Raw genomic sequence first — 18,551 nt, forward strand, 5'->3', positions numbered from 1 at the left:
GATATTTGTGGCCAGATGAAGTGGGCGGGTTGGTTCAGCTGAGCGCGTTGATCAGCAAGACCAGCGCCGCACCTGCTGCGGCGCCGATCGTGGCGGGCAGAGCAAAGGACCAAAAGGTGGGCGTCTGCGGTTCGTCCTTCTGGGTCTGCGCGATCAGTGCGTTTTCGACCAGTGCCGGCAGACGCGGGCCGAAGCGGGCCAGCACCATTGCGGTTTTCCCAAAATCACGCAGGGCCGCCCGGGGGCCGATGGATTGCTTGATGTAGTCTTCGACTACGGGTCGGGCGACTTCCCAGATGTTCATATGAGGGTCGAGTGAGCGCGCAACGCCTTCGACGACAACCATGGTGCGTTGCAGCAGGATCAGCTCGGTACGTGTTTCCATCCCGAACCGTTCGGTCACTTCGAACAGATAGCTCAGCAACCGCCCCATGGAAATATGCGTGGCGTCCATGCCGAAGATCGGCTCGCCCACGGCACGCAGAGCGCGTGCGAACTCGTCCACGTCCTGGTTGGCGGGAACATAGCCGGCTTCGAAATGCACCTCGGCCACGCGTTTGTAGTCGCGTCGGATGAAGCCGAACAGGATTTCGGCATAGACCCGGCGCGTGTATTCATCGATGTGCCCCATGATGCCGTAGTCATAGGCTATGATGTCTCCGTTCGCGGCCACCTTCAGGTTGCCCTGGTGCATGTCGGCGTGGAAAAAGCCGTCGCGCAGGGCGTGGAGAAGGAACAGGCGCAGGACACGTTCGGCCAGATCATTGCGGTTGTGACCTGCGGCATCCAGGGCATCATTGTCACCCAGCGCGATCCCGTCCGCCCAGCTGAGCGTCATGACGCGCCGCGCGGACAGTGACCATACAACGGGGGGCAGCCAGAAGCCGGTGTCGTCCTTGGTGTTGGCGGCATATTCGGAGGCCGCCGCGCTTTCCAGACGCAGATCCAGTTCGCCGCGCACGACACCGTCGAAATGCTCGATCACTTCCATCGGTCGCAGGCGGCGCGCGCCGGGGGCGAAGAGCTGGACGATCCGGGCGGCGAAATAGAACGCATCGACATCTTTGCGGAACGCGCGTTCGATCCCCGGGCGCAGGACTTTCACCGCGACATCCTCGCCCGTGCTGGTCAGCTTGGCCTTGTGAACCTGCGCAATCGAGGCTGCGGCAATCGGTTCGCTGAATTCGCTGAACATGTCTGAGATCGGCTGACCCAGTTCTTTCTCGACTTCGGCCATCGCGTCGGCTTTGGAGAAAGGGGGCAGTTTGTCTTGCAGAACGCGCAGTTGCTCGGCCAGTTCATTTCCGACGACGTCAGGGCGGGTCGAAAGCACTTGCCCGAATTTGATATAGGCGGGGCCAAGCGCCGTCAGGGCGCGCGTGGCCGGTGGCATACCGGGGTCGCCTTTGTAGCCAAGCCATTGAAAGGGTTTGCCCAATGCGTGGGCCAGAATGCGAACGGCGCGCGGGGCTTCGAACGCATCCAGCACCACGTTCATGGCGCCTGTGCGCTCGAGCGTGGCGCCTGTGCGGATCAGGCGGATGATGTTATGGGGACCACGCATGTGTCAGATCTTCCAGCCGGAATGCAGCGCGGCGATACCCATGCTCAGGTTCCGGTATTTGGCGTTTTCGAAACCTGCGGCGCGAACCATGTTCAGAAACGTTTCCTGATCGGGGAATTTTCGGATCGATTCGACCAGGTACTGATAGCTGTCATAGTCATTGGCGATCAGTTTTCCCATGCGCGGGATGACGTTGAAGCTGTAAAGGTCATAGAGCTTTTGCAGCCCCTCATTGGGCAGCTGGCTGAATTCCAGCACCATAAGACGGCCGCCGGGTTTCAGCACGCGGTAAGCCTCGTTCAAAGCTTCTTGCGGGCGGGTGACGTTCCGAATGCCGAACGAGATCGTGTAGACATCGAATGTATTGTCTTCGAAGGGCAGGGCCATGGCATCGCCCACGACCCAGTTCAGGCTGTCCGACATCTGATCTGCCTCGGCACGTTGCCGCCCTTCGATCAGCATCGGCTCGGTCAGGTCCAGCACCGTGGCGTGGCCGTGACCCGCGCGCTTGAGGAACCTGAACGAGATGTCGCCCGTACCGCCGGCCACGTCCAGCAGCCGCTGGCCGGGGCGTGGCGCCAGCCAGTCCATCATCGCGTCCTTCCAGACCCGGTGGATGCCCATCGACATGACGTCGTTCATCACGTCATATTTCGAGGCAACCGAGTTGAACACGCCCTGCACGCGCCCGGCCTTTTCGGCCTCGGGGACGGTTTCGAAACCGAAATGAGTGGTCTTGTCGATGTTGTCGGACATTTGCCTTGCCGTTTGTCGATTTTCGCCTCTGTTATAGGGCCAAGAGAGGCGGGCACAATGCGGCCCTTTGAATTAGGAGCCCTGTAATGCCCGAATTACCTGAGGTCGAGACAGTAAGACGCGGCCTGAGTCCCGCCATGGAAGGGGTCTTGATCGAACGGGCTGATGTGAACCGCCCCGATCTGCGCTGGCCGTTCCCCGAACGTATGGCCGAACGGCTGACCGGGCAGCGGGTGGAGCGGCTGCGGCGGCGGTCGAAATACATTCTGGCGGATCTCAGCAGCGGTGAGACGCTGTTGATCCATCTGGGTATGTCGGGGCGGATGACGGTGTCGGGTGATCCGTTGGGGCAATTCGTCCATGACCATCCCGCCGTGCAAAAACATGACCATGTGGTCTTTCATATGGCCAACGGCGCGCGCATCACCTTCAACGATCCCCGTCGGTTTGGCGCGATGGACCTGTTGCAAACGGCCAGCGCCGAAGATCACAAGCTGCTGTCGGTGCTGGGGCCTGAACCCTTGGGCAACGATTTTCACGACCAACATCTGATCAAGGCGTTCAAAGGCAAGAACACCCCTGTCAAATCCGCCCTGCTGGATCAGGGAATCGTTGCCGGTCTGGGCAATATCTATGTTTGCGAAGCTCTTTATCGCGGCCGAGTGTCGCCACGTCGCAAAGCCGGACAGATTTCCGCACCCCGCGTGGCGGCGCTTGTTCCGATCATTCGGCAGGTGTTGCAGGACGCCATCGAAGCCGGTGGGTCTTCGTTGCGGGATTTCCGCCAAGCCGATGGAGAACTTGGATATTTTCAGCACAAGTTTGATGTCTATGGCCGCGAGGGCGAGGCCTGCCGGACCGAATGGTGCGGAGCGCCGATCAAGAGAATCACCCAGTCCGGTCGCTCATCCTTCTATTGTGCGCAATGCCAAAGATAGCTTGATCCAAGTTTTTCGCGTGGTAAGGAATCGTACCTGAACGGAACAACCGGAAGCTTTCTCCTCATGGCTTTTGAGACGATCATCGTCGAAATCGAAGACCACGTCGCACTTATCAAACTCAACCGACCGGATGCGCTGAACGCGTTGAACACCCAGTTGCTGGGTGAGCTCTGCACCGCGCTGGAAGATGCGGACAGCAACGACAAGGTGCGCTGCATCGTGATAACCGGATCGGACAAGGCCTTCGCCGCCGGCGCGGACATCAGGGAAATGTCCGAGATGAGTTTTGTCGACGTCTACAACATCAACCTGTTTGCCGATGCGAATGATCGTGTGACCGCGATTCGCAAGCCGATCATCGCGGCCGTTGCGGGCTATGCGCTGGGCGGTGGATGTGAACTTGCCATGCTGTGCGATTTCATCATCGCGGCGGACACCGCGAAATTCGGCCAGCCCGAGATCAATCTGGGCGTCATTGCCGGATTGGGTGGAAGTCAGCGTCTGACACGGTTTGTGGGTAAATCCAAATCGATGGACATGAACCTGACGGGGCGTTTCATGGATGCGGACGAAGCTGAACGCGCAGGTCTCGTGAGCCGGGTGGTGCCGGCCAAGAAGCTGATCGAAGAAGCCGTGAGCGCAGCACAGAAGATTGCCGAGAAATCGCAGCTGACCGCAATGGCCGCGAAAGAAGCGGTGAACCGCAGCTACGAGCTTCCGCTGAGTGAAGGCATGTTGTTCGAGCGTCGTGTCTTCCATTCGATGTTCGCAACCGAAGATCAGAAGGAAGGCATGGCCGCGTTCCTGGAAAAGCGCACAGCGCAATTCCGCGACAAGTAAAGCGCGGGACCTCTGAGGCGGGTGTTTCAAGCCCGCCCCATATTCTTGGCCATGGTTCCAAGAATCACCTTGGCAATCTCTCGAATCTTGGCTAAAGACCCCCGTTATACATGCGCGTGCGGCCCGCTTGGCCCGACTCACACTCGTGATTTCTGATCCGGTGCGGATATGCCCGTGGCGCGCAACCCAAGATTAACGTACCGAACGAAGGTCAGATCCACATGGCAAACTCGCCTCAGGCAAAAAAGCGCGCTCGTCAGAACGAAAAGCGTTTTGCAATCAACAAAGCGCGTCGTTCGCGCATCCGCACCTATCTGCGTAAAGTCGAAGAAGCGATCGCATCCGGCGACAAGGACGCGGCGACTGCTGCTCTGCGTGCGGCTCAGCCCGAGCTGATGCGCGGCGTCACCAAGGGTGTTTTCCACAAGAACACTGCTGCCCGTAAAATGTCGCGCCTGTCCTCGCGCGTCAAAGCACTGGGCTAAGCTTTGGGGTGACCCAAGGTCACGTCAGAAAGGCTGAACCATTCTGAAAAGGCGCCGCACATCACGGCGCCTTTTTTCGTGTTGCCAGAAAACCGCGCCTTCACAAAACCGAGAGATTCTTTCGCCCAAAGACCCGAGTCAATATCAGAGTTTCGTTGCCGCGCCCCTCTCGGAATTGCTACGACTGATGTCAGCGATTCACTCGCTTGGGGGGACAGGCTGTTTTCCCGATCGAACTGACGGGCATCAGAGCGATCAGGGGACAATTGTCGACGACTGGCTTGAGCCAGGCTGCCGATCTGCCATGAAAGCCGGAATAAAACCGGTGATCTTGGCCCTGTCTAAAAATTGAGATTGCGACGTGCAACCCGATTTTCGGGACGTTCCGTTATTGCTGAGCGTCAGAACTGGGGTTGCCGAGCTCTTCGGGATGGTCCCGCCAAGCCGACTGGTTTGGCGAATCGATACCTATTGCGTGTGAATACAACACCGGGAAACCGGCTTCGTATGAATAAGGCTGACAGGCCAATAAGAATGGGATGCGTGAGGCGCTTAATGACACAAGAGAAATGGGGACTACTGCGTAACAAGTTGCTGAAGGCCATCGGTCGGAACAATTATACGACTTGGATCGAGCCTTTGGAATTCAAGGAGCTTCAGGACGGCGTGGCGGTTTTCTCGGTGCCGACCAATTTCATGGGCAATTACGTCAGCCAGAATTTTGCGGACCTCATTTTATACGAGCTGAACACCGCAGGTGAAACTGTGCAGCGTCTGGATTTCCGCGTCGCCGCAAACTCACCTGCCCGGCCCAAGCCAGCTGTCGACACGCCACCGTTGGCAAAGCCTGAACCTGTCGCAGCGCCGAGTGAGGACCCGGCGCAGGATACATTGGAATCGCTTCAGGCCGCCCCGTTGGATTCCCGCTTTACCTTTGACAGTTTTGTCGTCGGCAAGCCCAATGAACTGGCCCATGCGGCTGCGCGTCGGGTATCCGAGGGCGGGCCGGTGACCTTCAATCCGCTGGTTCTGTACGGCGGCGTAGGGCTGGGTAAGACCCACTTGATGCATGCCATCGCATGGGAGCTGAAAACCAAACATCCGGAACTCAATGTTCTGTACCTGTCGGCGGAACAGTTCATGTACCGGTTCGTGCAGGCCCTGCGCGAGCGTCGGATGATGGATTTCAAACACCTGTTCCGTTCGGTTGACGTTTTGATGGTTGATGACGTGCAGTTCATCGCCGGCAAGGATTCCACTCAGGAAGAGTTTTTCCACACGTTCAACGCGCTGGTGGACCAGAACAAGCAGATCATCATCTCGGCCGATCGCGCCCCGGGTGAGATCAAGGATCTGGAAGATCGGGTGAAATCCCGCCTGCAATGTGGTCTGGTGGTTGACCTGCACCCGACCGATTATGAACTGCGTCTGGGCATTTTGCAGAACAAGGTGCAGCAATACAGCTCATCCTATCCGGACCTGGCGATTGCTGATGGCGTTCTGGAATTTCTGGCGCATCGCATCTCGACCAATGTTCGGGTGCTGGAAGGTGCCCTGACCCGTCTGTTCGCCTTTGCCTCGCTGGTTGGTCGCGAGATCGACATGGAACTGACGCAGGATTGTCTGGCGGATGTGCTGCGCGCCTCGGAACGCAAGATCACCGTTGAAGAGATCCAGCGGAAGGTGTCCGAGTATTACAACATCCGGCTTTCTGACATCATCGGCCCGAAGCGCCTACGCTCTTATGCACGTCCGCGCCAGGTGGCGATGTATCTGTGCAAGCAGTTGACCAGCCGGTCGCTGCCCGAGATCGGCCGCCGTTTTGGCGGGCGCGATCACACGACGGTCATGCATGGCGTCAAGCGCATTGAAGAGTTGAAGCTGACCGACGGCCAGATCGCTGAAGATGTGGAAATGCTGCGCCGGTCGCTTGAAGCCTGATCCGCGCCTGTAGTCTAGGAAACCGCCCCGGTTCCTCGGACCCGGGGCGTTTCTTGTGCGCATTAGTCCACGGTTGGATCAGAACTGGTGCTCGTCAGGCACGCTGCCCTTGACGCTGGACGCAATCCAACCCAGAAATCCGTAAAAAATCCTTGTGCCTCAGGGTGGAACCGCTAACGTGCCAGTCCCGCCCATGTCGGTACGCAAGTCAGAGGAATTGAGGGTATGAAGATCAGCATCGAACGCGGCACCCTTCTCAAGGCCGTTTCGCAGGCCCAATCCGTTGTAGAACGCCGCAATACCATTCCCATACTTGCCAATGTCCTGATCGAGGCGGAAGGCGATCAGGCGCTGTTTCGCGCGACCGATCTGGATATCGAAGTAGTCGACAAAGCCCCGGCGCAGGTCGAGAAAGCCGGTTCCACCACCGTGGCAGCGACCACTTTGCACGAGATCGTGCGAAAACTGCCCGACGGAGCGTTGGTCACGCTGACCGCCGACAGCGCGGCAGGGCGTCTGACGGTTGAGGCCGGTCGGTCAAATTTCTCGTTGGCGACGCTGCCGAAAGAGGATTTCCCGGTCATGGCGTCCTCGGAGTATCAATCAAATTTCACGGCTTCGGCTGCCCTGCTGCGACGGCTGTTCGACAAGTCGAAATTCGCAATCTCAACAGAAGAGACACGGTATTATCTGAATGGTGTCTACATGCATGTGGCCGACGGATCCGATGGCGGCAAGGTACTGCGCTGCGTGGCCACCGACGGCCACCGGCTTGCTCGGATCGATGCCGATTTGCCGGATGGTGCAGAGGGCATGCCGGGCGTTATCGTCCCGCGTAAAACCGTGGGCGAGCTGCGCAAGCTGCTGGACGATGATGAAATGGATATCGCGGTTTCGGTCAGCGAAACCAAGGTGCGTTTCGCCACGCCGGATATCACGCTGACCTCGAAGGTCATCGATGGCACTTTTCCCGACTACACGCGCGTTATCCCGCAAGGGAATACGCGCAAGCTGGAAGTGGATGCTGCCGAGTTCGCACAGGCCGTGGACCGGGTGGCAACGGTGTCTTCCGAGCGTTCGCGTGCGGTGAAGCTGCAACTGGATGGCGACAAGCTGGTCCTGTCGGTGAACGCGCCAGACAGTGGCGCGGCCGAGGAAGAACTGGCCGTCGCCTATGGTGATGAGCGTCTGGAGATCGGGTTCAATGCCAAATATCTGCTGGAGATCGCGTCTCAAGTGGATCGAGAGAATGCGGTGTTCATGTTCAATTCAGCTGGCGACCCGACCCTGATGCGCGAAGGCAATGATCAGAGCGCAGTTTACGTCGTCATGCCAATGCGCGTCTGATCGCGCGGACGCGCGATGCCTTCGGCGGGAGTATTTTTGAAAAGATGAAGGGAGGGGTCATGGGATTGGCCCTGACCGAGCTTACGGTCTCGCATTTTCGGTCTCACATGCTGGCGCGGTTGTCTCTGGACGGGCGGCCGGTGGCGATTCACGGGCCGAACGGGGCGGGCAAGACCAATATTCTGGAAGCGGTATCCTTGTTTTCACCCGGTCGCGGGATGCGGCGGGCAAGCGCGGCCGAGATGACGCGGCGGCCCGAGGCGTTGGGCTGGAAGCTGTCGGGACTGTTGCAATCGCAGGGTCAGAATTTCGAAATCGAAACCTGGTCTGAGGGGGGTGCAGCACGGCAGGTAAGGATTGACGGAAAATCTGCCACTCAGATTGATCTGGGTAAACTTGCCCGGGTGGTCTGGCTGGTTCCGTCCATGGACCGCCTGTGGATTGAAGGGGCCGAAGGCCGGCGCCGGTTTCTTGATCGCATTGCGCTCAGTTTTGATCCGTCTCATGCAGAGGCCTCGCTGACGTACGAAAAAGCGATGCGCGAACGGAACCGTTTGCTGAAAGAGCAGGTTCGGGACGCGCATTGGTATGCTGCGCTTGAGGGTCAGCTGGCCGAGATGGGGCATCGTATCCACGCAGCGAGATTGGCGGCGTTGAGCCATCTGCGGGTGGCGCAGGATCAGGCGGAAACGGCTTTTCCGTCTGCCGAGTTGGAATTGGTGCAGACCGAAGGCGCGATGCCCGAAACGGCTGAGGATTTGCGCGAAGCTTTGAATGAAAGCCGGTTCAGGGACTTGGCTGCGGGTCGGACTTTGGTTGGTCCGCATCGGTCAGACTTGTATGGCGTCTTTTCTGCCAAGGGTGTTCCCGCCAAGGATTGCTCGACCGGTGAGCAGAAGGCGCTGCTGGTTTCATTGATCCTGTCCAATGCCCGAGCTTTGGCCGCAATGGTCGGTGCGCCACCGATCGTATTGCTGGATGAGGTGGCCGCTCATCTGGACGCGGGTCGGCGCGCTTCACTTTATGACGAGATTTGTGCGTTGGGTGCTCAGGCCTGGATGACGGGCACCGGGCCTGAACTGTTTGAGGAGTTGGGTGACCGGGCCCAGACGCTGATCGTCACCGAAGGCGATGAGGGGTCGGTGGTGTCGGCTTAGGCCGGTTCGTTGACTTTGCGCTCCCACAGGAATCCGCGCATGACTTCATCGACCGGTGTTTTGGCCATGTGGTTGACGTAGTTTGACATGGTTTTTTGTGCCAGGCCCAGCACCACGTCCAGAACCGCACGATGCGAATAGCCCGCGTCGAAGAACGCCTGAAGCTGTTCCTCGGTCGGGTTGCCACGGGTTTCCATCACTTGCAGGGTGAAGGTGCGCAGCGCTTCGAGTTTGGCGGAAGGCAGTGGGGTTTCATTGCGCAGAGCCTGGGAGATTTCGTCTGATACCTTCATCATCTTTGCGATGCCGGTGTGCGCGGGCACGCAGTAATGGCATTCGTTTTCCACATTGATGGTCTGCCAGACGACGGTCTTCTCATTGTTGTCGAAATCGGTCTGCAAGAACAGGCTGTGCAGAACTTGATAACCTTCAAGGTGCTGTGGGCTTTCTGCCATCACCTTGTGCAGGCCCGGCAAACGGCCAAAGGCGGCCTGGGACTTTTCCAGCAGTGGTTTGGATGCTTCGGGTGCGGATTCGATATCATGAGACGGGAAAGTGGCCATGTCGGAACTCCTGTTTCTGGCGCGATGGGTGGTATTTAGGGTTTCTTGAGTGATCACTCAAGTATATATTTGAGCGAACGTTCAAAAATTGGTGATGCCGATGCCCCGTAAACCCGCATATGATCGCGACGCGTTGATCGAGAAGGCCCGTGACATCTTTTGGCGTCAGGGCTGGGCTGGTACGTCGCTGAAGGACCTTGAGCGGGAATTGAAACTGAAACCCGGCAGTTTCTACGCGGCTTTCGGGTCGAAGGATGCGCTTTATGCGTTGACGCTGGAAAGCTACACGCAAGAAGGCGTGGCGCGCCTGAAAGCCCTTGCTGAAAGACTGGGGCCGAAGGAAGCGCTCAAGGCGCAACCTCGTTTGGTCATCGAGGCGGTCGAGAACCCGGCAAAGGCTTGCATGTTGGCAAAGACATATGCCGAGTTGCAGGCGAAGGATCACGCGCTTGCGGATCAGGCCGCGCTTCACATGGCGGAAATGAAGGCGTGTTTCGCCGACCTGTTTCGCAGCGCCCAGGCTGCCGGTGAAATCCGGCCTGAACATGACCCGGATCGGCTGGCGGCCCGGTATCAGTCGGACATTCTGGGGCTTCGGTTGTCGGCCGAACGCAAGGATGTCGATGCGCTGGAAATCGCGGCGGATATCGCTTCTGACATCGACCGGTTATGAGGTGGATTCGGATGGGCAGAAAACGACCCGAGCACACACAAAATATTGGGGGATCGCGTGACAATCCCCACCAGAAAACGTATAAGGTACCAAAATAATATAGGTACTGACTGAATGTCCGAAGACGCACAGGCTCCTCAAGAATACGGCGCAGATTCCATCAAAGTTCTCAAGGGCTTAGAAGCCGTTCGCAAACGCCCCGGGATGTATATCGGGGACACGGATGATGGATCGGGCCTGCACCACATGGTGTATGAGGTCGTCGACAACGGAATTGACGAAGCGCTGGCGGGTCACGCCGACCATGTGACCGTGAAAATTCACGCGGATTCCAGCGTTTCGGTCAGCGATAACGGCCGCGGAATTCCGGTTGATATCCACCCGGAAGAAGGCGTTTCTGCGGCAGAGGTCATCATGACCCAGCTGCACGCGGGCGGCAAGTTTGACAGCAACTCATACAAGGTGTCGGGCGGCCTGCATGGCGTGGGTGTTTCGGTGGTAAACGCCCTGTCGGATTGGCTGGAGCTGCGCATTTGGCGCGCGGGCAAAGAGCACGTGGCGCGATTTGAGGGTGGTGAAACGGCAGAGCATCTGAAGGTTGTCGGCGAATGCGGCGATCGTACGGGAACCGAAGTGCGGTTTCTGGCGTCGACCGACACGTTCTCGAATCTCGAATACTCGTTCGAGACGTTGGAAAAACGGCTGCGCGAACTGGCCTTCCTGAACTCGGGCGTGCGGATCATCCTGATCGACGAACGCCCTGCCGAGCGGCTGGAGACCGAGCTGTTCTACGAGGGCGGCGTGAAGGAATTCGTGAAATACCTCGACCGATCCAAAACGCCGGCCATGCCCGAGCCGATCTATATCAAGGGCGAGCGCGACGATATCGGTGTCGAGATCGCCATGTGGTGGAATGACAGCTACCACGAAACGGTGCTGCCATTCACCAACAACATCCCGCAACGCGACGGTGGGACCCACGTTGCGGGGTTCCGGGGGGCTTTGACCCGGACGATCAACAACTATGCGCAGTCCAGCGGGATCGCGAAAAAGGAAAAGGTCAGCTTCACCGGTGACGATGCCCGCGAAGGTTTGACCTGCGTATTGTCGGTGAAAGTGCCCGATCCGAAATTCTCGTCCCAGACCAAGGACAAGCTGGTTTCCTCCGAGGTCCGTCCGGCTGTCGAAGGTCTGATGAATGAAAAACTGGCCGAGTGGTTCGAAGAAAACCCCAACGAGGCCAAGAATATCGTCGGCAAGATCATCGAGGCTGCGTTGGCCCGGGAAGCTGCGCGGAAGGCGCGCGAGCTGACCCGGCGCAAGACGGCGATGGATGTGAACTATCTGGCGGGCAAGCTGAAGGATTGTTCCGAGAAAGATCCATCGAAAACCGAAGTCTTCCTCGTCGAGGGTGACTCGGCAGGTGGATCGGCACAGACCGGCCGGGATCGTCTGACGCAGGCGGTTCTGCCCTTGCGGGGGAAAATCCTGAACGTGGAACGCGCCCGGTTCGACCGGATGCTGTCGTCTCAGGAAATTGGCAACCTCGTCATGGCGCTGGGTACGGGCATTGGCCGCGATGAATTCAACATTGAAAAGCTGCGCTACCACAAGATCGTCATCATGACCGATGCGGATGTGGACGGCGCGCATATCCGGACCCTGTTGCTGACCTTCTTCTATCGGCAGATGCCAGAGCTGATCGAGGGCGGGCACCTCTACATCGCACAACCGCCGCTGTACAAGGTTTCCCGCGGAAAGTCAGAGGTTTACCTGAAGGATCAGGCCGCTCTGGATGACTATCTGATCAATCAGGGCGTCGAAGGCGCGGTTCTGAAACTCGGCTCGGGTGAGGAAATCATCGGCCAGGACCTGACCCGCGTGGTCGACGAGGCGCGTCAGCTGAAACGTGTGCTGGACGCGTTTCCAACGCATTACCCGCGTCATATTCTGGAACAGGCCGCCGTGGCTGGGGCTTTCGTGCCGGGTGCGGTGGACGCCGATCTGCAAGGTGTGGCTGACAAAGTCGCCGCACGGCTGGATCTGATCGCGTTGGAATACGAACGCGGTTGGCAGGGTCGGATCACACAGGATCACGGCATCCGGCTGGCCCGTATCCTGCGCGGTGTCGAAGAGGTCCGCACGCTGGATGGCCCGATGCTGCGCTCGGGCGAGGCGCGCAAGACCGGAAGCTTTACGCAGAGCCTGCAAGAGATCTACAACTCTCCGGCCACTTTGAACCGTCGTGATCGCAGCCAGATGATCCACGGTCCGCTGGACTTGTTGCGCGCCATTCTGGAAGAGGGTGAAAAAGGCCTGTCCTTGCAGCGCTACAAAGGTCTGGGTGAGATGAACCCTGACCAGCTGTGGGAAACGACACTGGATCCGGATGCGCGGACACTGCTGCAAGTGCGCGTGGATGACATGGTCGAGGCGGATGATCTGTTCACCAAGTTGATGGGTGACGTCGTGGAACCTCGTCGGGAGTTCATCCAGAAAAACGCCTTGAGTGTTGAGAATCTGGATTTCTGATCATGGTGTAGGCCAAGCCGGAGCGGCCAAGCGACAAAAATCTCTGCCCGTTTCTGCACCCAATAAACTATGCATCCCAACTGGCACTAACGTTTCGATTGCAATTTAGAGCGACGAGATGGCCTTGATCACTGCTTCCCGGTTCTGAACAGCGCCGGTTTGTAGATACTCCATGGCTTTGAGAGCAGCTTCATGGGCTTGGACAGATGACCCGCCAACACAGTCCTCTACAACGCGGCAGAAGTAGTCTGATTGGTGACCATCGACGAATGTGTAGTGCACACAAACATCTGTCAGCCCGCCGCACAACACAAGTGTTTCTACCTTTAAACCGCGCAGCAGGATTTCGAAATCGGTTCCAAAAAACGCAGAATACCGCCGCTTCGGGACGATGTAGTCACCTTTGCGATATCCCATCTCATCTTTTGCAACTTCCGTTCTTGGATCACCTTCGAGACAGTGTATGTCTTCGTCACCATCCAGTTCACGGCCGAAGTCTATCCTATCGGGACGATGGATTTCTTGGATGAAAATGACTGGCACTTTGTTCTCATGTGCGGCATCAACCAAATCACGCGCGGCGATCATGCGCTCTTTGCAGCCCGGCATGTTGTCGATGGAGCGTACTTCGCTGTCATCAATAAACGTGCTCTTTTGAATGTCGATTACGATCAGGGCAGGTCTACCCTCGATCAGTTTCCTGGCTTGTTTGGTTTTAGTTGTCATGTTCGACCTCTAATTTGCCAGGTCGTCCTGAAAAACGCCCTTACTCGGCCGGGTCGTCCCAGCGGGCAGATCAGTTTTACTAGATGCGCTAGTGAGTACGGTCAAGAGCGCGCTGCTCTGTTGTGGAATGAAAAGCATGTGTTCGCGCCTAGGGCAACATTGCCCGCACAGCTGCCGTTAGGGGTAAGCGCAGAGAGAGTCTGCGCCGAGCGTAGATTGAGCAATAGTGCGAGCGGAACCAACGGCGGCTATGCAACTTCACCTATCGCTAATAGTGTAAGTACATGAACAGATTTCGAAATGCCCAACCCTCTGATGCAATTCGATGCTTTGAGATCGAGACTGATGCCTATGAAGGCGACGAAGCAGCTACCCTCGAAAAGATAGCAAAGAGAATCGAAGTCTATCCCGATGGTTTCCTTGTTCTTGAGGTCGAAGGTGAGATTGTTGGCTTTGTGAATTGCGGATGTGCGTACAACGTCGAAATGTCTGATGAGGAATTCAAAGAACTTGTAGGGCATGACCCTGGCGCGCCAAATGTTGTTATTATGTCTGTCGTCGTGGATTCGGCGCATCAAGGAATAGGCCTATCGCGGGCATTGATGAATGAATTCGTCGACCGCATGAGGAAAATGGGCAAATCCGCGATCTTCCTTATGTGTAAAGAGCATCACGTCCCTCTCTATCAGAGATTTGGGTACAAGTATCTTCGGCCATCAAGCTCTGATCATGGAGGAATGACTTGGCACGAAATGTCTATGGAAATATGAACCGTTGTTTGGTTGAGCCACGGTGAGTGGACATTTAGGGCCGACCGAGCCGCGCTACATTGAAAGGGATCTGCCGCGACCTCTCAATTGAGTTGTGTTGTTCGGTTTTGGGTTGAATTATACTAGTCAGATTGCACTCTTGATTGAGTTTTAATGCGTTAAAGTTGATAGAATTACGCTACGACAATCGAAGTTTGAGCGTGTATAGTGAACCGCGCAAACTTTTGGGCAAATCGTGCAAACTTATGCGCAAATGCTGCGTAAAAATATGGGCGAAGACCCCCAGATTTTCTGAAAAAAATAAATGTTAGGAATGCAGCGTTATGCGCACGCCTACATCATGTGGTAGCAAGTTCCTTTGCCGAACAGACCTGCGAATGAAGTCGGATGAACAGCTTTATCTGACTGGTCCCTTGAAATTCTGGACTGATCATTCCACATCTATGCCATGAACAAAGAAACCCTTCCAATTGCCGACATCAAGTCGCCCGCAGGCCCGGGTAGGCCTCGTGCCTTTGACGAAGCCGATGCTTTGGAAAAAGCCTTGTGCGTATTTTGGCACAAGGGCTACGAGGCCGCGTCGGTGGACGATCTGACCAAGGCCATGGGTTTGAGCCGTTCCAGCTTTTATGGAACCTTCGGAAATAAGCAGGCTTTGTTTCGCAAAGCCCTCAGCCACTATTCAAGACGTGGTTTGAAAGCTTTGCGCGACGTCGCGGACGCGGGCGGAAATGACCCCGTCGGCGCGATAATGGAAGCCTTGGCGAATCCGCAAGGAGGTCGTGACGGCTGCATGCTGATCAACTGCCTTACCGAGCTTGCCCCGCATGATGATGAAGTGGCCGATCTCGGGCGACATCATTTGGAGAGCATTGACAAAATTATTGCGGAAGCGCTTGAGCCTTCAGATCCGAGTCTGGCGCTCGACAGGGCGCGCGCCTATGCCTCCCTTGCTATTGGCACGCTAGCCTTGCGTAAGGCGGGCGTTCCCGCTGAGCAGATATCGCAAACCCTGAAACAAGCCCGGTTGGTGATTTCGCCATAAGGTCTTCCGCCACCATAACGAAATGAAACCTAACACAAACTCAAACAAGAGACAGTGAGCACAATATTGGACTAGTTGGTCCAATAATATCTGAACGAAGTTTACCAAAGAAGGAAGCAGCAATGGCTGATGAAAAACTGTTCTCGGGCATCAAAGCTGGTGCAATCGAGCTGAAGAACCGCATTGTCATGGCGCCACTTACCCGTAACCGGGCAAGAGCTGAGGATGACAGTGTCCATGAATTGCAGGCCGAGTACTACGCGCAGAGGGCAGCTGCTGGTCTGATCATCACGGAAGCATCGCAAATCTCGCCCCAAGGCAAAGGCTATGCCTGGACGCCCGGCATTTATTCCAAAGCACAAATCGACGGCTGGAAAAAAGTGATTGAGGCCGTCCATGCCAAAGACGGGAAGATCGTGATCCAGCTTTGGCATGTCGGACGGATTTCGCATTACAGCTTGCAGGAGGGTGGTGAAGCCCCTGTCGCGCCATCCGCAATTGGCGCTAAGGCCAAGACGTTTGATGGTGAGCAGTTTGTTGAAACTTCTGAACCGCGAGCTCTGGCCATCGAAGAAATTGCTGACATTGTTGCGGACTACCGGAGGGCCGCGGAAAACGCCAAAGAGGCTGGTTTCGACGGTGTAGAGGTCCATGCAGCCAACGGATACCTTATCGATCAGTTCCTGCGCGACGGGTCGAACAAGCGTAAAGACGAATACGGTGGTCCTGTTGAGAATAGAGCGCGATTCTTGAAAGAGGTGATGGACGCTGTTGTCGACGTGTGGGGCGCAGACCGCGTCGGTGTCCGCCTCAGCCCGTTCTCGGACGCAAACAACATTTCCGACAGCGACCCACAGGCGACATTCTCGCATGCGATCAAATTGTTGAATAGCTATGGGTTGGCCTATCTCCATCTCGTAGAAGGGCAGACCGGCGGCCCGCGCGATATTCCTGAAGGTGGTGACCTAAAGGCGCTCTATGAATTGTTTGACGGAGTTAAAATGGGCAACAACGCTTATGACCGAGACATGGCGATTGAAGCGGTCGAGACCGGCGCCGTCGATCTGGTGGCCTTTGGTCGGCCGTTTATTTCCAACCCGGATCTTGTCAACCGGCTGGAGAAAGACGCCGCACTGAATGAGCTCGATCCAACCACTCTCTACGGCGGCAATGAAAAAGGGTATACCGATTATCCGGCACTGGAAGAGGAAGCAGTCGCTGCAGAGTGATACATCGCTCTTAACCCCATAGCGACAGGCTATGCCAAGCAAAGTGAGCGCGCCGGCTTGGACGCGCTCACCCAGCAACTACGGAGATCTCTATTCTTAAGGCGAGGGCCTATCACAAGCCTGAAAATGAACTGCTGCCATATGATCAAGTTGGAATTTATCCTATCAGGATGCATCCTTGTCTGAGAGGCGCCCGGTTTTAGTTGAGGGAGACGTGCAGTGGCTACAATCAATTGAACGCGTTTCTCGAGCCGCGCAGTGTCGCAAGTAAATCGTGCAAAATAGTTCAGTCTTTTGGCGTAGTCTTTGCGGTTACGGCCCCTTGTGTTGCTGAATCCCGCAAAGGTCCTCCTTAGGAACCTTGGGTTCCATGCAGCCTTTCTTGCTTGGACTTTCGCAAATGTCTCCGATGCGCAGAAAGCGGGCTGTGCAAAGTCGTCCGGATTCGTCAATTCTTGCAATCTTCAATGGCTTTCAACGCTGTAAAGTCTTCGGACCAAGACCAATCATTCGAGTTCAACGTCGCTTTGTACCTCTGGATGTGACATCAAGGTTTGACCCTAGAACACTTTGCATCGGCTGCGATACGACGTGTTTGATCAGTATCTAGCCAGAGTATCAAGTATGGCTTGCCGCGTTGCGTCATCATTGTGGAAGATCCTGCCGGCGAGAAACTCCGATGGAAACTCAGGCCACGTTTTGCGCATTTCAGTGACCAGTCGTTGTGCTTCTTGCGAATGTCCCAGCTGATCCTGCGCAACGGCCTGGAATAGGAGCGACGGAGCACTTACGGGCGCACCGGCAGCGGGCGCGCCTTGAAATGCTTCGACAACCTTTTCGTAATTCCCGAGCATAAGCTGCGATACACCCCAAATATTACGTGCGCCAAAGCGGCCCGATCCTGACCTTAGTCTTTCGGGATTGCTAACCTCGGCAGCAAGTTCCGGTGCGTTAGCCAGGATGGCTGTGATGCCGACAAGATCCAGGATATGACCATCATTCGGAGCAAGTTCGACGGACATTCTTGCATATTTTTTAGCCTCGACTGGATTATTTTGGGCAGCCAATACCCAACCATTTGCGCCGTTTGCCCAGGCATCTGTCGGAGACAGATCAAGCGCCCTTCCCGACATCTCCGAAGCCTTGCTGATGAGGTCATCTCTTTGCGCTGTGTCCGGGGACAAAATAGCCAAAGTCGCCAGAACTTGTGCCGATCCGGCGTAGCCATCGGAAAGTGCCGAGTCCAACTCTGTGGCATGTTGGAACATTCCCAATGCTATTTGCTGTCGTTTGACATCGAAAACAGGAAAAAACATTCCTCTGGCTTGATCCGCAAGGTTAGCCGCCTGTAGTCTCGTCAAAGACTGCTCACCAAGGGCTGCTCTTTCAGCCTGTCCTAGGGATCGGGTTGGGGGCAAAACCACATTGCTACCTTGAGCCAGCCAAAAGCCAAGTCCAGCAATCAATACAAGACAACCCAGTCCAAGCGGCAGCAACTTTCGCAAACGCGGATGTTCGGCAGGCACATCGCTACTCGGTACCTCTGAAGTGTCGTCTGCTGTCAATTTTTTTTGCGAAAACCGTGGCTTGTATCCACCCGGATCAACAAAAATGCGAACCCCTTTGCCGTTCCATTGATCTTCGTAAAACTCATGAAGCAGTCGACGCAGCCGTCTGGCTTCAACGCGAACGAGATTTCGGCCACCGGTGCCATCAATACTTCGACCGTAAACTTCGACTGCGATTGCTTTGCCACGGATTTGGGCGCCGCGACCAGCGAGAGTTTCTTCGACCACGTAAGTAATAAATTGCTGGAGTCGCGGCGAAGCCTGGAACGCGACGCTTGAAACAACGCTCTGAAGTGCCTGTCGGACAAGCTCCGGCGATGGCGGTGCAATATCTTGATCTATCGGCAATTCATTAGCTTGGTTCAAAGCAAACTCACCCCCAACTCACGGTGACTCACTTGGCCTGCATCGTCA

The 18,551-nt window shown here is 56.4% G+C and carries 16 protein-coding genes; 11 read left to right on the forward strand and 5 right to left on the reverse strand.

Annotated features, from left to right (window positions below):
* Nucleotides 1–34: 34 nt before the first annotated feature.
* The gene (ubiB, locus tag ACR0C6_RS16550) at nt 35–1,564 is read right to left on the reverse strand and encodes a 2-polyprenylphenol 6-hydroxylase (protein WP_480620251.1); all 1,530 of its coding nucleotides are present in this window, start codon (nt 1,562–1,564) and stop codon (nt 35–37) included.
* Nucleotides 1,565–1,567: 3 nt separating this feature from the next.
* Complete coding sequence (ubiE, locus tag ACR0C6_RS16555; RefSeq protein WP_171206363.1) at nt 1,568–2,320, reverse strand: bifunctional demethylmenaquinone methyltransferase/2-methoxy-6-polyprenyl-1,4-benzoquinol methylase UbiE; 753 nt, start codon at nt 2,318–2,320, stop codon at nt 1,568–1,570.
* Nucleotides 2,321–2,406: 86 nt separating this feature from the next.
* Here ubiE and mutM point away from each other — a divergent pair, with 86 nt between their 5' ends.
* From mutM to recF, 6 genes are all read left to right on the forward strand, one after another.
* Nucleotides 2,407–3,258: a bifunctional DNA-formamidopyrimidine glycosylase/DNA-(apurinic or apyrimidinic site) lyase gene (gene mutM / locus ACR0C6_RS16560; protein ID WP_480620253.1), complete on the forward strand. Its 852-nt coding sequence runs from the start codon at nt 2,407–2,409 to the stop codon at nt 3,256–3,258.
* 66 nt (nt 3,259–3,324) lie between these two features.
* Nucleotides 3,325–4,101: an enoyl-CoA hydratase gene (locus tag ACR0C6_RS16565; RefSeq protein WP_480620255.1), complete on the forward strand. Its 777-nt coding sequence runs from the start codon at nt 3,325–3,327 to the stop codon at nt 4,099–4,101.
* A gap of 221 nt (nt 4,102–4,322) precedes the next feature.
* Nucleotides 4,323–4,586: a 30S ribosomal protein S20 gene (gene rpsT, locus ACR0C6_RS16570; RefSeq protein ID WP_152459792.1), complete on the forward strand. Its 264-nt coding sequence runs from the start codon at nt 4,323–4,325 to the stop codon at nt 4,584–4,586.
* A 555-nt stretch (nt 4,587–5,141) separates the two neighbouring features.
* The gene (gene dnaA / locus ACR0C6_RS16575; RefSeq protein WP_480447268.1) at nt 5,142–6,527 is read left to right on the forward strand and encodes a chromosomal replication initiator protein DnaA; all 1,386 of its coding nucleotides are present in this window, start codon (nt 5,142–5,144) and stop codon (nt 6,525–6,527) included.
* A gap of 225 nt (nt 6,528–6,752) precedes the next feature.
* Nucleotides 6,753–7,874, forward strand: coding sequence for a DNA polymerase III subunit beta (gene dnaN / locus ACR0C6_RS16580; RefSeq protein WP_171727033.1), 1,122 nt, complete (start codon nt 6,753–6,755; stop codon nt 7,872–7,874).
* Nucleotides 7,875–7,933: 59 nt separating this feature from the next.
* Nucleotides 7,934–9,031 carry a DNA replication/repair protein RecF gene (recF, locus tag ACR0C6_RS16585; protein WP_480620257.1) on the forward strand — a complete coding sequence of 366 codons (1,098 nt, stop codon included), beginning with the start codon at nt 7,934–7,936 and terminating at the stop codon, nt 9,029–9,031.
* On the opposite strand, the gene ACR0C6_RS16590 is transcribed toward recF, so the two are convergent.
* Complete coding sequence (locus ACR0C6_RS16590) at nt 9,028–9,594, reverse strand: carboxymuconolactone decarboxylase family protein (RefSeq protein WP_480620259.1); 567 nt, start codon at nt 9,592–9,594, stop codon at nt 9,028–9,030. The genes recF and ACR0C6_RS16590 overlap by 4 nt on opposite strands.
* 100 nt (nt 9,595–9,694) lie before the next feature.
* On the opposite strand from ACR0C6_RS16590, the gene ACR0C6_RS16595 reads away from it, so the two are divergent.
* Nucleotides 9,695–10,267, forward strand: coding sequence for a TetR/AcrR family transcriptional regulator (locus ACR0C6_RS16595; protein WP_480447274.1), 573 nt, complete (start codon nt 9,695–9,697; stop codon nt 10,265–10,267).
* 114 nt (nt 10,268–10,381) lie between these two features.
* Nucleotides 10,382–12,799 carry a DNA topoisomerase (ATP-hydrolyzing) subunit B gene (gene gyrB, locus ACR0C6_RS16600; RefSeq protein WP_480620261.1) on the forward strand — a complete coding sequence of 806 codons (2,418 nt, stop codon included), beginning with the start codon at nt 10,382–10,384 and terminating at the stop codon, nt 12,797–12,799.
* Between the two features lie 105 nt (nt 12,800–12,904).
* On the opposite strand, the gene ACR0C6_RS16605 is transcribed toward gyrB, so the two are convergent.
* Nucleotides 12,905–13,525: a cysteine hydrolase family protein gene (locus ACR0C6_RS16605; RefSeq protein WP_480620262.1), complete on the reverse strand. Its 621-nt coding sequence runs from the start codon at nt 13,523–13,525 to the stop codon at nt 12,905–12,907.
* 284 nt (nt 13,526–13,809) lie between these two features.
* On the opposite strand from ACR0C6_RS16605, the gene ACR0C6_RS16610 reads away from it, so the two are divergent.
* From ACR0C6_RS16610 to ACR0C6_RS16620, 3 genes are all read left to right on the forward strand, one after another.
* On the forward strand, nt 13,810–14,295 hold the full coding sequence (locus ACR0C6_RS16610; RefSeq protein ID WP_480447278.1) for a GNAT family N-acetyltransferase: 486 nt from the start codon (nt 13,810–13,812) through the stop codon (nt 14,293–14,295).
* Between the two features lie 448 nt (nt 14,296–14,743).
* A complete protein-coding gene (locus ACR0C6_RS16615) occupies nt 14,744–15,340 on the forward strand; it encodes a TetR/AcrR family transcriptional regulator (protein WP_171120716.1) in 597 nt (198 codons plus the stop codon).
* Between the two features lie 122 nt (nt 15,341–15,462).
* Nucleotides 15,463–16,569: an alkene reductase gene (locus ACR0C6_RS16620; RefSeq protein ID WP_480447279.1), complete on the forward strand. Its 1,107-nt coding sequence runs from the start codon at nt 15,463–15,465 to the stop codon at nt 16,567–16,569.
* A 599-nt stretch (nt 16,570–17,168) separates the two neighbouring features.
* Here the strand turns inward: ACR0C6_RS16620 and ACR0C6_RS16625 are convergent.
* The gene (locus ACR0C6_RS16625) at nt 17,169–18,503 is read right to left on the reverse strand and encodes a tetratricopeptide repeat protein (RefSeq protein WP_480620265.1); all 1,335 of its coding nucleotides are present in this window, start codon (nt 18,501–18,503) and stop codon (nt 17,169–17,171) included.
* Nucleotides 18,504–18,551 lie beyond the last annotated feature (48 nt).

The sequence above is a fragment of the Ruegeria sp. AL12 genome, from assembly GCF_056540885.1.

Bases quoted from the DNA above. Each gene is read 5' to 3' on its own strand.
- ACR0C6_RS16610 (WP_480447278.1), top strand. From the start codon at position 13,810: ATGAACAGATTTCGAAATGCCCAACCCTCTGATGCAATTCGATGCTTT.
- ACR0C6_RS16620 (WP_480447279.1), top strand. From the start codon at position 15,463: ATGGCTGATGAAAAACTGTTCTCGGGCATCAAAGCTGGTGCAATCGAG.
- gyrB (WP_480620261.1), top strand. From the start codon at position 10,382: ATGTCCGAAGACGCACAGGCTCCTCAAGAATACGGCGCAGATTCCATC.
- dnaN (WP_171727033.1), top strand. From the start codon at position 6,753: ATGAAGATCAGCATCGAACGCGGCACCCTTCTCAAGGCCGTTTCGCAG.
- ACR0C6_RS16595 (WP_480447274.1), top strand. From the start codon at position 9,695: ATGCCCCGTAAACCCGCATATGATCGCGACGCGTTGATCGAGAAGGCC.
- ACR0C6_RS16605 (WP_480620262.1), bottom strand. From the start codon at position 13,525: ATGACAACTAAAACCAAACAAGCCAGGAAACTGATCGAGGGTAGACCT.
- dnaA (WP_480447268.1), top strand. From the start codon at position 5,142: ATGACACAAGAGAAATGGGGACTACTGCGTAACAAGTTGCTGAAGGCC.
- ACR0C6_RS16565 (WP_480620255.1), top strand. From the start codon at position 3,325: ATGGCTTTTGAGACGATCATCGTCGAAATCGAAGACCACGTCGCACTT.
- ubiE (WP_171206363.1), bottom strand. From the start codon at position 2,320: ATGTCCGACAACATCGACAAGACCACTCATTTCGGTTTCGAAACCGTC.
- ACR0C6_RS16590 (WP_480620259.1), bottom strand. From the start codon at position 9,594: ATGGCCACTTTCCCGTCTCATGATATCGAATCCGCACCCGAAGCATCC.
- ACR0C6_RS16615 (WP_171120716.1), top strand. From the start codon at position 14,744: ATGAACAAAGAAACCCTTCCAATTGCCGACATCAAGTCGCCCGCAGGC.
- mutM (WP_480620253.1), top strand. From the start codon at position 2,407: ATGCCCGAATTACCTGAGGTCGAGACAGTAAGACGCGGCCTGAGTCCC.
- rpsT (WP_152459792.1), top strand. From the start codon at position 4,323: ATGGCAAACTCGCCTCAGGCAAAAAAGCGCGCTCGTCAGAACGAAAAG.
- ubiB (WP_480620251.1), bottom strand. From the start codon at position 1,564: ATGCGTGGTCCCCATAACATCATCCGCCTGATCCGCACAGGCGCCACG.
- recF (WP_480620257.1), top strand. From the start codon at position 7,934: ATGGGATTGGCCCTGACCGAGCTTACGGTCTCGCATTTTCGGTCTCAC.